The following is a 13,320-nucleotide window of genomic DNA, read 5'->3' as shown; positions in this document are numbered from 1 at the left end:
CTCGGTGTGCCAGGAAAATCGAGTTCGCTGCTATAAGGGCTGCTGCGCAGCCCAGCGGGAGCAAGCTCCCTCGCCACAATGGATCAGACATTGAAGTGAGTGGAATTTGAGGCAATAAAAAAGCCCGCCCGATCATGTGATCGGGCGGGCTTTTGGTGTTGCCTGGAGATTACTTCTTCAAACCGTAATGCTCATCGAGCATGCCGGGCGAATTCGGGGCCTTGGGGGCGTAGTCCCGGGGCGGTTCCTGATCCTTTGGCGGGGTCAGGCGTTCCCGTGGCGTCTGTGCCGAATCGGCTTGCAGGGCGGCCAACAGGCGTTGGCGAGTCTGCTCGTCCAGGGCCAGGCGATTGGCACCCTCGGACAAGTGATCCTGGACTTCCTGGTAGCTCTGGGTGAGTTTTTTCACCAGGGACGCGGTGCTGTTGAAGTGAGTGACCACTTCATTCTGATAACTGTCGAAACGTTCCTGGATGTCGTCCAGCTGACGTTGCGTGCTGTTGGGCACCGCGTTGGGCAGCAGTCGGGCAAGCAGGAATCCAATGGCGACACCGGCAACCAGGGCAAGAGTCGGCAACAACCAAACTAAGAGCGAGTGTTCCACGAGTCCTTCCTCTATAAACGGCTTTGCTTTACGTTAACGGCTCGGACCTGCGCTGTATACCGCGAAGAACATCGCAATCATGCCAGGCACAGACTTTAGCTAGACGAGTCGACCCAATTCGAGGTCACGGAGTTCTTTCCCTTGCTTATGCGCGAAACCCCTGTAGTCATCGATGGCCCGGTGGGCCAACTGGAAGCCTTGTACCTGGACAGCGAGGCTCCCCGTGGCCTGGCGCTGATCTGCCACCCGAACCCGGTGCAGGGCGGGACCATGCTCAACAAAGTGGTCTCGACCCTGCAACGCACTGCCCGCGATGCTGGCCTGGTTACGTTGCGTTTCAATTATCGTGGCGTGGGTGCCAGTGCCGGTACTCATGACATGGGCACCGGCGAAGTGGACGACGCCCAGGCTGTCGCCCAATGGCTGCGGGAAAAATACCCGCAGTTACCCCTGACCCTGTTCGGTTTTTCCTTCGGCGGCTTTGTCGCCGCCAGCCTGGGCGGGCGCCTGGAAGCCCAGGGTCAGCCGGTCAAGCACTTGTTCATGGTGGCCCCGGCGGTGATGCGCCTGGACGAGCAGTCGACCTTGCCGATGAGCGGCCAGTTGAGCGTGATCCAGCCGGAAACCGACGAAGTCGTCGATCCGCAGCTGGTTTACGAATGGTCTGACACGCTCCAACGTCCCCATGAGCTGCTGAAAGTGGCAGAATGCGGACACTTTTTTCATGGCAAGCTGACCGATCTCAAGGATCTGATCCTGCCGCGCCTCTCGAATTGACAGCAGTCTGACAAGCGATAACCCATGACGACGCGTACCCGTATCCTGACCGGCATCACCACCACCGGCACTCCGCACCTGGGCAACTATGCCGGCGCCATCCGTCCGGCGATCCTCGCCAGCCGCGACAGCAACGCCGATTCGTTCTACTTCCTGGCCGACTACCACGCCCTGATCAAGTGCGATGACCCGCTGCGTATCCAGCGTTCGCGCCTGGAAATCGCCGCTACATGGCTGGCCGGCGGCCTGGATGTGGACCGCGTGACGTTCTATCGCCAGTCCGATATTCCCGAGATCCCGGAGCTGACCTGGCTGCTGACCTGCGTCGCCGCCAAGGGCCTGCTCAACCGTGCCCACGCCTACAAGGCGTCGGTGGACAAGAACGTCGAGGCCGGCGAAGACCCGGACGCCGGCATCACCATGGGGCTGTACAGCTACCCGGTGTTGATGGCCGCTGACATCCTGATGTTCAACGCCCACAAGGTGCCGGTCGGTCGCGACCAGATCCAGCACGTGGAGATGGCCCGCGACATCGGCCAGCGCTTCAACCACCTGTTCGGCCAGGGCAAGGAGTTCTTCACCATGCCCGAGGCGCTGATCGAGGAAAGCGTCGCCACGCTGCCGGGCCTCGATGGCCGCAAGATGTCCAAGAGCTACGACAACACCATCCCGTTGTTCAGCAGCGCCAAGGACATGAAGGACGCAATCTCGCGGATCGTCACCGACTCCCGCGCCCCGGGCGAAGCCAAGGATCCGGACAATTCGCATCTGTTCACCCTGTTCCAGGCCTTCGCCACTGCCGAACAGTCCGCCGAGTTCCGCAGCGAACTGCTGCACGGGCTGGGTTGGGGCGAAGCCAAGAACCGCCTGTTCCAGTTGCTCGACAGCGAGCTGGGTGAAGCGCGCGAGCGTTATCACCAGTTCATCGAGCGTCCGGCGGACCTTGAAGACATCCTGCAACTGGGCGCGAAAAAAGCCCGGGCCGTGGCAACGCCGTTCCTCAACGAACTGCGCGAGGCCGTTGGCTTGCGTTCGTTTGTCAGCCAGGTCCAGGTGGCCGCCAGCACCAAGAAGAAAGCCGCCAAGGCAGCACGCTTCGTCAGTTTCCGCGAAGACGACGGCAGTTTCCGTTTCCGCCTGCTGTCCGCCGACGGCGAGCAGCTGTTGCTGTCGAACAATTTTGCCGACGGCAAGACCGCCGGGCAGGTGACAAAGCAATTGCAGTCCGGCCAGCCCTTGGACGTACGCAGCGACGACCTGGGTTTCAGTGTCTGGCTCGACGGCGAGTGCGTGGCGAATAGCCCGGCCTTTGCTGACAGCGCCGCGCGGGATGCCGCCGTCGATGCGCTGCGCGTTGCCTTGACGCCTGCCCAGGACTGATCCCGGCACGTCACCCGACCATCGGCCCGAATAAGGGCCGATTGCCATTCCTCTGGGCCGTCGCTACAGTGACGGCCCGTTTTTGTTGCCTTGCTAACGAATATGACGCCCCTAGAACGATATCAAGCTGATCTGAAACGCCCGGAGTTCTTCCACGACGCAGCCCAGGAAACGGCGGTGCGGCATTTGCAGCGCCTGTACGACGACCTGGTCGCGGCAGCGAACAACAAGCCCGGCCTGTTGGGCAAACTGTTCGGCAAAAAAGACCAGGCTCCGGTCAAGGGCCTGTATTTCTGGGGTGGCGTGGGCCGTGGCAAGACCTACCTGGTGGACACCTTCTTCGAAGCGTTGCCGTTCAAGGAGAAGACACGGACGCACTTTCACCGCTTCATGAAGCGCGTGCACGAGGAAATGAAGACCCTGGGCGGCGAGAAGAACCCGCTGACCATCATCGCCAAGCGTTTTTCCGACGAGACCCGGGTGATCTGCTTCGATGAGTTCTTCGTTTCCGACATCACCGACGCCATGATCCTCGGCACCTTGATGGAAGAGCTGTTCAAGAACGGCGTGACCCTGGTCGCCACCTCGAACATCGTGCCGGACGGCCTGTACAAGGACGGCCTGCAGCGGGCACGTTTCCTGCCGGCCATCGCGCTGATCAAGGAACACACTGAAATCGTCAACGTCGACAGCGGCGTCGACTACCGCCTGCGTCACCTCGAACAAGCGGAGCTGTTCCACTTTCCATTGGATGCCGCTGCCCAGGAGAGCCTGCGCAAGAGCTTCCGCGCCCTGACGCCGGAATGCACCCAGGCCGTGGAAAATGATGTGTTGGTCATCGAAAATCGCGAAATCCGCGCCGTGCGTACGTGCGATGACGTGGCCTGGTTCGACTTCCGCGAACTGTGCGACGGCCCCCGCAGCCAGAACGACTACATCGAACTGGGCAAGATCTTCCACGCCGTGCTGCTGAGCAATGTCGAGCAGATGAGCGTCACCACCGACGACATCGCCCGTCGTTTCATCAACATGGTCGACGAGTTCTACGACCGTAACGTGAAGCTGATCATTTCGGCCGAAGTCGAACTCAAGGACCTCTACACCGGCGGTCGCTTGACCTTCGAATTCCAGCGGACCTTGAGTCGCTTGCTGGAGATGCAGTCCCACGAATTCCTGGCGCGGGCGCATAAGCCGTAGGGATATTCGCAACACCAAAAAAGGCCTGCGATTGCGGGCCTTTTTTGTATGTACAGATTCCCCACCCGACCCTGTGGGAGCGAGCTTGCTCGCGATGGCGTCGTGTCACTCAACATCAGTGCTGCTGAGCCACCGCCATCGCGAGCAAGCTCGCTCCCACATTGGATTTGTATTCAGCCTAGGGCTACGCCGCCTGCTGAAACTGCTGCCGATACTGGTTCGGCGACAGGTCGGTATGTTGCCGGAACAGCCGGGCGAAAAAGCTCGCGTCGTCGTAGCCGACTTCATAGCTGATGGTCTTGATGCTCTTGCGGCTGCCGGAGAGCAGGCCCTTGGCGGTTTCGATCCGCAGCCGTTGCAGGTAATGCAGCGGTTTGTCGCCCGTGGCGGTCTGGAAGCGGCGCATGAAATTGCGGATGCTCATGCCATGTTCCCGGGCAACGTCCTCGAAGCGGAATTTATCGGCGAAGTGCTCTTCGAGCCAGTGCTGGATCTGCAGGATGATCACGTCCTGGTGCAGTTTCTGCCCGCCGAAGCCGATCCGCCCTGGTGAATAGCTGCGTTGCACCTCATACAAGATGTCCCGCGCCACGGCCTGGGCGACGTTGGCGCCACAGAAGCGTTCAATGAGGTAAATGTAGAGGTCGCAGGCTGAGGTCGTGCCGCCGGCGCAGAACAGGTTGTCGGCGTCGGTCAGGTGCTTGTCCTGGTTCAGGTATACCTGGGGGAAACGTTCCTTGAAGGCATTGAAGAAACGCCAGTAGGTGGTGGCTTCCTTGCCGTCGAGCAGCCCGGCCTCAGCCAGCCAGAACACCCCGGTGGCTTCGCCGCAGAGTACCGCGCCGCGCGCGTGTTGTTCGCGCAGCCAAGGCAGGACCTGGGGATAACGTTGGCAGAGGGTGGCGAAATCATCCCAGAAGGCCGGCAGGATGATGATATCGGTGTTTTCCAGGCCACCATCCACCGGCATGATCACATCGCTGAAGCTGTTCACCGGTTTGCCATCGGGGCTGACCAGCCGGGTTTCAAAGGCCGGCGTCAGGCCGTGGCCCAGTTGCTTGCCATAGCGCAGGCTGGCCAGGTGGAAAAAATCCTTGGCTTGCATGAGGGTGGAGGCGAAGACCCGGTCGATTGCCAGGATGCTGACGCGCCGCAAGGGCGTGGAGGCGTGCATAGACATAATTCATCTTTATTTTTATAGGGGAAAGTGGTCATCAGACGGCTGGATCGTCTTATTTTTTGTCGGATGTGTCCAGTGTCCTGTCGTACCCCGCAGGCTTAGGCTCTGTCGGATAACCACACCCGACAATAACCAAAGGTGCGCCATGATCCCAAGAACACTGTTCAGTCCCGAGCACGAATTGTTTCGCGACAGCGTACGAACCTTCCTTGAAAAAGAAGCGGTGCCGTACCACAGCCAGTGGGAAAAACAGGGACATGTCGATCGCCAGCTCTGGAACAAGGCAGGGGAGGCGGGCATGTTGTGCTCGCACCTCCCGGAAGCCTATGGGGGGCTGGACGCAGATTTTCTCTACAGTACGGTGGTGATCGAGGAGATCGGCCGCCTGGGGCTGACGGGGATCGGGTTTTCGTTGCATTCCGACATCGTCGCACCGTACATCCTGCATTACGGCAGCGAAGCGCTGAAACACAAGTACCTGCCGAAGCTGGTGTCTGGCGAAATGGTTACGGCCATCGCCATGACCGAGCCGGGCGCCGGTTCCGACCTGCAAGGGGTGAAGACCACGGCGGTGCTGGACGGTGATGAATATGTCATCAATGGCTCGAAGACCTTCATCACCAACGGCTTCCTGGCAGACCTGGTGATCGTGGTCGCCAAGACCGATCCGAAGGCCGGCGCCAAGGGCACCAGCCTGTTCCTGGTGGAGGCGGGTACACCGGGCTTTGAAAAGGGCAAGCGCCTGGAAAAAGTCGGCATGAAGGCCCAGGACACATCGGAATTGTTCTTCCAGGATGTCCGTGTGCCAAAGGAGAACCTGCTCGGGCAGGCCGGCATGGGCTTCGCCTACTTGATGCAGGAGCTACCCCAGGAGCGCCTGACCGTCGCCATAGGCGGCCTGGCGTCGGCCGAAGCGGCGCTGCAATGGACCCTGGACTACACCCGCGAGCGCAAGGCGTTCGGCAAATCCATCGCGGACTTCCAGAACACCCGTTTCAAGCTCGCGGAAATGGCCACCGAAATCCAGATCGGCCGGGTCTTCGTCGACCGCTGCCTGGAATTGCACCTGCAAGGGAAGCTGGACGTGCCGACGGCGGCGATGGCCAAGTACTGGGGCACCGACCTGCAATGCAAGGTGCTCGACGAATGCGTGCAGTTGCATGGCGGCTACGGCTTCATGTGGGAATACCCGATTGCCCGGGCGTGGGCGGATGCGCGGGTGCAGCGGATCTATGCCGGGACCAATGAGATCATGAAGGAGATCATTGCGCGGTCGCTTTGATGCAGTGGTGAGCTTGGGTCCGCTATCGCGAGCAAGCTCGCTCCCACATGGATTCGTGTTTGATCGCTATTTTGTGATCAGCATCGAACCCCTGTGGGAGCGAGCTTGCTCGCGATGGGGGCTATGAATCAATCAAGGCGCCGGGTTCGGCTGATCCTTGTGAATCGCCTCGATCCCCGCCAGCACTTCATCCGACAGTTTCAGGTCGAGGCTGGCGATGTTGCTGTCCAGTTGCTCCAGCGTGGTGGCGCCAATGATGTTGCTGGTCACGAACGGCTGCCGGGTGACGAACGCCAGGGCCATCTGCGCCGGGTCCAGGCCATATTCGCGGGCCAGGGCGACATAACGGCTGCACGCCGCTTCCGATTGCGGGTTGAAGTAACGCATGAAGCGGCTGTACAGCGTCAGGCGGCCCTTGGCTGGCCGTGCGCCGTTTTCGTATTTGCCCGACAGAAAGCCGAACGCCAGTGGCGAGTAAGCCAGCAGGCCGCATTGCTCGCGAATGGCGATTTCCGACAGGCCGATCTCGAAGCTGCGGTTGAGCAGGTTGTACGGGTTCTGGATCGACACCGCCCGCGGCCAGCCACGGGCCTCGGCCAGGGCAAGGAACTTCATGGTGCCCCACGGCGTTTCGTTGGACAGGCCGATGTGGCGGATCTTGCCGGCGCGAACCTGTTCGTCCAGGGCTTCGAGGGTTTCCTCCAGCGGGGTGAACGTTTCGTCGGCCTTGTGCTGGTAGCCCAGTTGACCAAAGAAGTTGGTGCTGCGCTCGGGCCAATGCAGCTGGTAGAGATCGATCCAGTCGGTCTGCAGGCGCTTGAGGCTGGCGTCCACGGCTTCGACGATGTGGCGGCGGTTGTGCTTGAGGTTCTTGTCGCGGATGTAGTCGATGGTGTTGCCGGGGCCGGCGATCTTGCTCGCCAGGATCCAGTCGGCACGATCGCCGCGACTCTTGAAATAATTGCCGATGTAACGCTCGGTGGTGGCGTAGGTTTCGGCCTTGGGTGGCACCGGGTACATCTCGGCGGTGTCGATGAAATTGATGCCGGCAGCCTTGGCGCGTTCGATCTGGGCGAAGGCCTCGGCCTCGCTGTTCTGCTCACCCCAGGTCATGGTTCCGAGGCACAGGGCACTCACGTTCAGATCGGTACGGCCTAGCGGGCGATAGTCCATCGGGAGCTCCTTGGGCAAAACAATCATAAAAGCAGGTTGAAATATTTTTCGCAATCTGCATAATTGCGCACCTCTTTCTGCAGTGGAAGTGATGCGCCGCCGCCGAAGAATCTTGCCGTTGAACGGACGCGCCGACCCGAGCCCCCGAAAGCGTCTGTATCCGGCTGCCTTTGACTTGTCAAAGTACGCACTATTCAGTAAGATCCGCCGTCTAATTTACAGGGCGGCCCCTGAGGCTATAAAGAATGAAAACTTTTACTGCTAAACCGGAAACAGTAAAGCGCGACTGGTTTGTCGTCGACGCTGCTGGTCAGACCCTGGGTCGTCTGGCCACCGAAATCGCGAGCCGTCTGCGTGGCAAGCACAAGCCTGAGTACACCCCTCACGTTGACACCGGTGACTACATCGTCGTGATCAACGCTGAGCAAGTACGTGTTACTGGCGCTAAAACCACTGACAAAATGTACTACTCCCACTCCGGTTTTCCTGGCGGCATCAAGTCGATCAACTTCGAAAAGCTGATCGCCAAAGCCCCTGAGCGCGTGCTCGAGACCGCGGTTAAAGGCATGCTGCCTAAAAACCCACTGGGTCGCGACATGTATCGTAAGCTGAAGGTTTATGCGGGCGCTGCTCACCCTCATACTGCTCAGCAGCCCCAAGAACTGAAGTTTTAACGGAATAGTTCATTATGTCGGCGACTCAAAATTACGGCACTGGCCGTCGCAAGACTGCAACCGCACGCGTTTTCCTGCGTCCGGGCACTGGTAACATCTCCATCAACAACCGCTCCCTGGATAACTTCTTCGGCCGCGAAACTGCCCGCATGGTAGTTCGTCAGCCGCTGGAACTGACCGAGACCGTCGAAAAATTCGACATCTACGTCACCGTTATCGGTGGTGGTGTAAGTGGTCAAGCTGGCGCAATCCGCCACGGTATCACTCGCGCCCTGATGGATTACGACGAGACTCTGCGTGGTGCTCTGCGCAAAGCCGGCTTCGTAACTCGCGATGCTCGCGAAGTTGAACGTAAGAAAGTCGGTCTGCGTAAAGCGCGTAAGCGTCCGCAGTACTCGAAGCGTTAATTTCGCTTCCGCTTTCAAAAGGCGCCCAGTTCCTCACGGAGCTGGGCGTTTTTTTATGGGCAAAAGAATTGCTCTGTGACAACTTGCCACATTCGTAGAGCCCCTATACTACAAGGCTTGGCGGTTTGGCCGCTTGGTAATTACCTTGTCAGAATTGGGGCTTTTCATTACCATTCGGCAAAATTTTTATAAGTTCAGATTTTTACTTAGTAGACGCCTGATCTAACAGGCCACAAAGCTGATGGGAGAGGACTGAATGAGCAATGACGGCGTGAATGCAGGCCGGCGTCGCTTCCTGGTAGCAGCCACATCCGTGGTGGGTGCTGCAGGAGCGGTGGGGGCTGCGGTCCCGTTCGTGGGGTCATGGTTTCCCAGTGCCAAGGCGAAAGCCGCAGGTGCACCGGTGAAAGTGAATGTCAGCAAGATCGAGCCAGGCCAGCAGATGATTGCTGAGTGGCGCGGCCAGCCGGTGTTCATCGTCCGCCGTACAGAGGAAATCCTGGGGAATCTGAAAAAGATCGAGGGTCAGTTGTCCGACCCGTCCTCCAAGAACTCGGTCCAACCGGAATACGTCAATCCTGAAACGCGTTCGATCAAGCCAGAGGTTTTGCTGCTGATCGGGATCTGTACGCACCTGGGTTGCTCGCCAACGTTCCGTCCTGAAGTGGCCCCTGCCGATCTGGGCAAGGACTGGGTCGGTGGTTATTTCTGCCCTTGCCACGGCTCCCACTACGACCTGGCTGGTCGCGTCTACAAGTCGCAGCCTGCACCTCTGAACCTGCCAGTTCCCCCGCATTCCTATGAGACCGACGACATCATTGTCATCGGCGTCGATACGGAGAAAGCGTGATGAGCAAATTCATGGATTGGGTTGATGCGCGCTTTCCCGCGACCAAAATGTGGGAAGACCATCTCAGCAAGTATTACGCTCCGAAGAACTTCAACTTCTTCTACTTCTTTGGCTCCCTGGCGCTGCTCGTTCTGGTCAACCAGATCGTTACCGGCGTCTGGCTGACCATGAGCTACACCCCGTCGGCGGAAGAAGCGTTTGCTTCCGTCGAATACATCATGCGCGACGTCGAGTACGGCTCGATCCTGCGTCTGCTGCACTCCACCGGCGCTTCGGCGTTCTTCATCGTGGTCTACCTGCACATGTTCCGTGGCCTGCTCTACGGTTCGTACCAGAAGCCTCGTGAGCTGGTGTGGGTCTTCGGCATGCTGATCTACCTGGCGCTGATGGCCGAGGCCTTCATGGGCTACCTGCTGCCGTGGGGCCAGATGTCCTACTGGGGTGCCCAGGTGATCATCTCGCTGTTCGGTGCGATCCCGGTCATCGGTGACGACCTGACCCAGTGGATTCGTGGTGACTACCTGATCTCGGGCATTACCCTGAACCGCTTCTTCGCCCTGCACGTGGTCGCCCTGCCGATCGTGATCCTCGGCCTGGTGGTGTTGCACATCCTGGCCTTGCACGAAGTCGGCTCGAACAACCCGGATGGCGTGGACATCAAGAAGCACAAGGACGAGAACGGCGTACCGCTGGATGGCATCGCCTTCCACCCGTACTACACCGTGAAAGATATCGTCGGCGTGGTGGTCTTCCTGTTCATCTTCTGCTCCATCGTGTTCTTCTTCCCGGAAATGGGTGGTTACTTCCTAGAGAAGCCGAACTTCGAGCAGGCGAACGCGTTCAAGACCCCTGAGCACATTGCTCCGGTCTGGTACTTCACACCGTTCTACGCGATTTTGCGGGCGATCCCGGACAAGCTGATGGGCGTTATCGCCATGGGCGCGGCCATCGCAGTGCTGTTCGTCCTGCCGTGGCTGGACCGCAGCCCCGTCAAGTCGATGCGCTACAAAGGCTGGCTGAGCAAGATCTGGCTCGTGGTGTTCTGCATCTCGTTCGTGATCCTGGGCGTGCTGGGCGTACTGGCCCCGACACCGGAGCGTACGTTGCTGTCGCAGGTTTGCACCTTCCTGTACTTTGCCTACTTCATTCTGATGCCGTTCTACACCAGGCTCGAGAAGACCAAACCGGTTCCGGAAAGGGTGACTGGCTGATGAAAAAGCTATTTGCTGTACTGATTCTTGCTGCTATGCCTGTACTGTCCTTCGCGGCTGAACACGGTGGTCCGGAGCTGGAAAAAGTCGACATCGACGTTTCCGACAAAGCTGCCATGCAGGACGGCGCACGTACGTTTGCGAACTACTGCATGGGTTGCCACAGTGCCAAGTTCCAGCGCTACGAGCGTGTTGCCGATGACCTGGGCATTCCTCATGAAACGATGCTCGAGAAGCTGGTGTTCACCGGTGCCAAGCTGGGCGATCACATGACCGTCGGCATGCAACCTGCGGATGCCAAGACCTGGTTCGGCGCCGCGCCGCCGGATCTGACCCTGGTTGCTCGTGTGCGTGGGACTGACTGGCTTTATGGTTACCTGCGTTCGTTCTACGAAGATCCTGCACGTCCATGGGGCGTGAACAACAAGGTCTTCCCGAACGTCGGCATGCCTAACGTACTGGTCGGCCTCCAGGGGCGCCAGGTGGTAGGCTGCAAACAGATTCAGATCGTTGAGGGCGGCAAAAAGCAATTCGATCCGCTGACCGGCACCGCTTTGACTCATGAAGCCTGCGACCAGCTGACTGTATTGCCGAACACCGGCAGCCTGACGCCGGAGCAGTTCGACGAGAAGGTCAAGAACCTTGTGACCTTCCTGGCCTACTCGGCCAACCCGGTGAAGCTGGAGCATCAGCGCATCGGTACCTATGTATTGCTGTACCTGGCGTTCTTCTTCGTATTCGCTTACCTGCTCAAGCGTGAATACTGGAAAGACGTGCATTGATAAAGCTGTAAGCCGTTGCTGTTAATCGTGCGCGCCCAAGGGCGTCTCTAATGTAACGAGCCTGGCCAGCCAGGTGTTACGGGAGACGCCCTCTGGGCGCGCTCGTTTTTCCGTTTTTCGATAATTTCAACAAGCGAGGAGGATCGCCATGGGCGTGACCAATCGGTTGGCCTGTTACTCCGACCCCGCCGACCACTATTCCCACCGGGTACGCATCGTACTGGCAGAGAAGGGTGTCAGCGCCGAGATCATTTACGTCGAAGCGGGCCGTCAGCCGCCGAAGCTGATCGAGGTGAACCCTTACGGTAGCCTGCCCACACTGGTCGATCGTGACCTGGCGTTGTGGGAGTCGACCGTGGTGATGGAATATCTGGATGAGCGTTATCCGCATCCACCTTTACTGCCGGTGTACCCTGTCGCGCGTGCCAACAGCCGTTTGCTGATCCATCGCATCCAGCGTGACTGGTGCGGGTTGGTGGATCTGATCCTGGATTCTCGGACCAAGGAGCCGGCGCGGGTCGTGGCACGCAAGGAATTGCGTGAAAGCCTGACAGGCGTATCGCCACTGTTCGTCGATAAGCCGTTTTTCCTCAGTGAGGAACAAAGTCTGGTGGATTGCTGCCTATTGCCCATACTCTGGCGTTTGCCGATTCTGGGTATCGAACTGCCGCGGCCGGCCAAGCCGCTGCTTGATTATATGGAGCGCCAATTCGCGCGTGAGGCTTTCCAGGCGAGTCTGTCTGGCGTCGAACGTGACATGCGCTAAGGCTTAGGGAGCCGCTATGAACTCCAGTCGACCTTATCTGGTCCGCGCGCTCTACGAGTGGATTGTGGACAACGATTGCACCCCGCACATGCTGGTCAACGCCGAGTTTCCGTCGGTGCAGGTGCCGCAGGGTTTTGCCAATGACGGGCAAATTGTCTTGAACGTGTCGCCAGCCGCAGTGCGTCACCTGCACATGGATAACGACGCCGTCAGCTTCGAAGGGCGCTTCGGTGGCGTGCCGCACACTTTGTACGTGCCTATTGCTGCGATCCTGGGGATTTATGCTCGGGAGAATGGCCAGGGCATGGTGTTTGAGCTGGAAGCGCCGATTGATGGCGAAGAAGAGTTCGAGCCGGATGATGACTTGCCGCCACCGGATGACGAGCCGCCGCGTCCTAGCGGTCGGCCTAGTCTGAAAGTGGTGAAGTAGGTAGATCTGTGCCAGATACAGGCTGTTTGAAAGCTTGGTGACTTGGTTAAGAAAATGCCCGTGTCGTGAGATGTGGGCATTTTTTTTGTGTCATGGTTGGTGTGTATATCCGTTGCTGCGGTAACGGCCGCTTTGGGTTCCGCCCTGACGGCGGGTCACTTTCGAAAAGCGCGAAAGTAACCAAAGCGCTTTTTGCCCCACCACTTGGTGCCTCGCCTAGGCTCGGCATGCCCTCACTCCGGCATTGCTCCGTGGGCCCGCCGCGAAGGGCCATCCATGGCCCAGCGCGGCTATCTCGGCATCCATGCCGGGATGCCCACTCCACAATGCCTGCGTTCGGCCAGCGTGGTTAACGGGGCGCCGAGATCAACGTCCACCGCGAGGCGGCCTAACAGCCGACCTGACTCTCCCGGTCGTACATCCGTTAGATCTGTGGGAGCAAAGCTTGCTCGCGATAGCGGTCTGTCAGGCAGCATTAATACTGACTGAACCACCGCCATCGCGAGCAGGCTCGCTCCCACATTTTCGATCTTCAGTGGGCACAAAACTTATGCCCAGCACCGCCCCTCTGTGGGAGCGAGCTTGCTCGCGAAGGGGCCAGCAGCCC

14 protein-coding genes are annotated in these 13,320 nt (G+C 59.2%); 11 read left to right on the top strand and 3 right to left on the bottom strand.

Annotation, left to right across the window (positions count from 1 at the left end):
- Positions 1–169: 169 nt before the first annotated feature.
- Positions 170–604 carry a YhcB family protein gene (locus QMK47_RS23885; protein ID WP_014340085.1) on the bottom strand — a complete coding sequence of 145 codons (435 nt, stop codon included), beginning with the start codon at positions 602–604 and terminating at the stop codon, positions 170–172.
- 147 nt (positions 605–751) lie between these two features.
- Between QMK47_RS23885 and QMK47_RS23880 the strand changes: the two genes are divergently transcribed.
- The 3 genes from QMK47_RS23880 to zapE all read left to right on the top strand — a co-directional run bounded on the left by QMK47_RS23880 (position 752) and on the right by zapE (position 3,958).
- The gene (locus QMK47_RS23880; RefSeq protein WP_253478669.1) at positions 752–1,381 is read left to right on the top strand and encodes an alpha/beta hydrolase; all 630 of its coding nucleotides are present in this window, start codon (positions 752–754) and stop codon (positions 1,379–1,381) included.
- Positions 1,382–1,405: 24 nt separating this feature from the next.
- On the top strand, positions 1,406–2,761 hold the full coding sequence (locus QMK47_RS23875; protein ID WP_214513013.1) for a tryptophan--tRNA ligase: 1,356 nt from the start codon (positions 1,406–1,408) through the stop codon (positions 2,759–2,761).
- 102 nt (positions 2,762–2,863) lie between these two features.
- Positions 2,864–3,958 carry a cell division protein ZapE gene (zapE, locus tag QMK47_RS23870; protein WP_041476132.1) on the top strand — a complete coding sequence of 365 codons (1,095 nt, stop codon included), beginning with the start codon at positions 2,864–2,866 and terminating at the stop codon, positions 3,956–3,958.
- A gap of 184 nt (positions 3,959–4,142) precedes the next feature.
- On the opposite strand, the gene QMK47_RS23865 is transcribed toward zapE, so the two are convergent.
- Entirely contained in the window at positions 4,143–5,039 is an 897-nt protein-coding gene (locus QMK47_RS23865) for a GlxA family transcriptional regulator (RefSeq protein WP_320390551.1), read from the bottom strand.
- Positions 5,040–5,283: 244 nt separating this feature from the next.
- On the opposite strand from QMK47_RS23865, the gene QMK47_RS23860 reads away from it, so the two are divergent.
- Positions 5,284–6,420 (top strand): acyl-CoA dehydrogenase family protein, encoded by a 1,137-nt coding sequence (locus QMK47_RS23860; RefSeq protein WP_003205367.1) that lies wholly within the window; start codon positions 5,284–5,286, stop codon positions 6,418–6,420.
- Between the two features lie 132 nt (positions 6,421–6,552).
- Here the strand turns inward: QMK47_RS23860 and QMK47_RS23855 are convergent, their stop codons facing one another.
- The gene (locus QMK47_RS23855) at positions 6,553–7,593 is read right to left on the bottom strand and encodes an NADP(H)-dependent aldo-keto reductase (RefSeq protein ID WP_320389409.1); all 1,041 of its coding nucleotides are present in this window, start codon (positions 7,591–7,593) and stop codon (positions 6,553–6,555) included.
- 245 nt (positions 7,594–7,838) lie between these two features.
- Between QMK47_RS23855 and rplM the strand changes: the two genes are divergently transcribed.
- The 7 genes from rplM to QMK47_RS23820 all read left to right on the top strand — a co-directional run bounded on the left by rplM (position 7,839) and on the right by QMK47_RS23820 (position 12,713).
- Positions 7,839–8,267 carry a 50S ribosomal protein L13 gene (rplM, locus tag QMK47_RS23850; protein WP_003178186.1) on the top strand — a complete coding sequence of 143 codons (429 nt, stop codon included), beginning with the start codon at positions 7,839–7,841 and terminating at the stop codon, positions 8,265–8,267.
- Between the two features lie 14 nt (positions 8,268–8,281).
- The gene (rpsI, locus tag QMK47_RS23845) at positions 8,282–8,674 is read left to right on the top strand and encodes a 30S ribosomal protein S9 (protein WP_003205364.1); all 393 of its coding nucleotides are present in this window, start codon (positions 8,282–8,284) and stop codon (positions 8,672–8,674) included.
- Positions 8,675–8,930: 256 nt separating this feature from the next.
- On the top strand, positions 8,931–9,524 hold the full coding sequence (petA, locus tag QMK47_RS23840; protein ID WP_003205363.1) for a ubiquinol-cytochrome c reductase iron-sulfur subunit: 594 nt from the start codon (positions 8,931–8,933) through the stop codon (positions 9,522–9,524).
- The gene (locus QMK47_RS23835) at positions 9,524–10,735 is read left to right on the top strand and encodes a cytochrome b (RefSeq protein WP_003205362.1); all 1,212 of its coding nucleotides are present in this window, start codon (positions 9,524–9,526) and stop codon (positions 10,733–10,735) included. The genes petA and QMK47_RS23835 overlap by 1 nt, the downstream gene beginning before the upstream one ends.
- The gene (locus QMK47_RS23830) at positions 10,735–11,517 is read left to right on the top strand and encodes a cytochrome c1 (RefSeq protein ID WP_253477913.1); all 783 of its coding nucleotides are present in this window, start codon (positions 10,735–10,737) and stop codon (positions 11,515–11,517) included. Before QMK47_RS23835 ends, QMK47_RS23830 begins: the two co-directional genes overlap by 1 nt.
- Positions 11,518–11,665: 148 nt before the next feature.
- A complete protein-coding gene (locus QMK47_RS23825; RefSeq protein ID WP_003178195.1) occupies positions 11,666–12,283 on the top strand; it encodes a glutathione S-transferase N-terminal domain-containing protein in 618 nt (205 codons plus the stop codon).
- Between the two features lie 16 nt (positions 12,284–12,299).
- Positions 12,300–12,713: a ClpXP protease specificity-enhancing factor gene (locus QMK47_RS23820; RefSeq protein ID WP_018604290.1), complete on the top strand. Its 414-nt coding sequence runs from the start codon at positions 12,300–12,302 to the stop codon at positions 12,711–12,713.
- Positions 12,714–13,320 lie beyond the last annotated feature (607 nt).

This window comes from Pseudomonas sp. P9_35, assembly GCF_034008205.1.
GTDB lineage: Bacteria > Pseudomonadota > Gammaproteobacteria > Pseudomonadales > Pseudomonadaceae > Aquipseudomonas > Aquipseudomonas kilonensis.
The sequence above is the reverse complement of the archived record's forward strand: the minus strand, read 5'-3'. Positions and strand labels throughout refer to the sequence as shown.

What these genes read in the sequence shown, in the direction of transcription:
- QMK47_RS23835 (WP_003205362.1), top strand. Translation starts at nt 9,524, where the DNA reads ATGAGCAAATTCATGGATTGGGTTGATGCGCGCTTTCCCGCGACCAAA.
- zapE (WP_041476132.1), top strand. Translation starts at nt 2,864, where the DNA reads ATGACGCCCCTAGAACGATATCAAGCTGATCTGAAACGCCCGGAGTTC.
- QMK47_RS23860 (WP_003205367.1), top strand. Translation starts at nt 5,284, where the DNA reads ATGATCCCAAGAACACTGTTCAGTCCCGAGCACGAATTGTTTCGCGAC.
- QMK47_RS23875 (WP_214513013.1), top strand. Translation starts at nt 1,406, where the DNA reads ATGACGACGCGTACCCGTATCCTGACCGGCATCACCACCACCGGCACT.
- rpsI (WP_003205364.1), top strand. Translation starts at nt 8,282, where the DNA reads ATGTCGGCGACTCAAAATTACGGCACTGGCCGTCGCAAGACTGCAACC.
- petA (WP_003205363.1), top strand. Translation starts at nt 8,931, where the DNA reads ATGAGCAATGACGGCGTGAATGCAGGCCGGCGTCGCTTCCTGGTAGCA.
- QMK47_RS23855 (WP_320389409.1), bottom strand. Translation starts at nt 7,593, where the DNA reads ATGGACTATCGCCCGCTAGGCCGTACCGATCTGAACGTGAGTGCCCTG.
- QMK47_RS23880 (WP_253478669.1), top strand. Translation starts at nt 752, where the DNA reads ATGCGCGAAACCCCTGTAGTCATCGATGGCCCGGTGGGCCAACTGGAA.
- QMK47_RS23820 (WP_018604290.1), top strand. Translation starts at nt 12,300, where the DNA reads ATGAACTCCAGTCGACCTTATCTGGTCCGCGCGCTCTACGAGTGGATT.
- rplM (WP_003178186.1), top strand. Translation starts at nt 7,839, where the DNA reads ATGAAAACTTTTACTGCTAAACCGGAAACAGTAAAGCGCGACTGGTTT.
- QMK47_RS23830 (WP_253477913.1), top strand. Translation starts at nt 10,735, where the DNA reads ATGAAAAAGCTATTTGCTGTACTGATTCTTGCTGCTATGCCTGTACTG.
- QMK47_RS23825 (WP_003178195.1), top strand. Translation starts at nt 11,666, where the DNA reads ATGGGCGTGACCAATCGGTTGGCCTGTTACTCCGACCCCGCCGACCAC.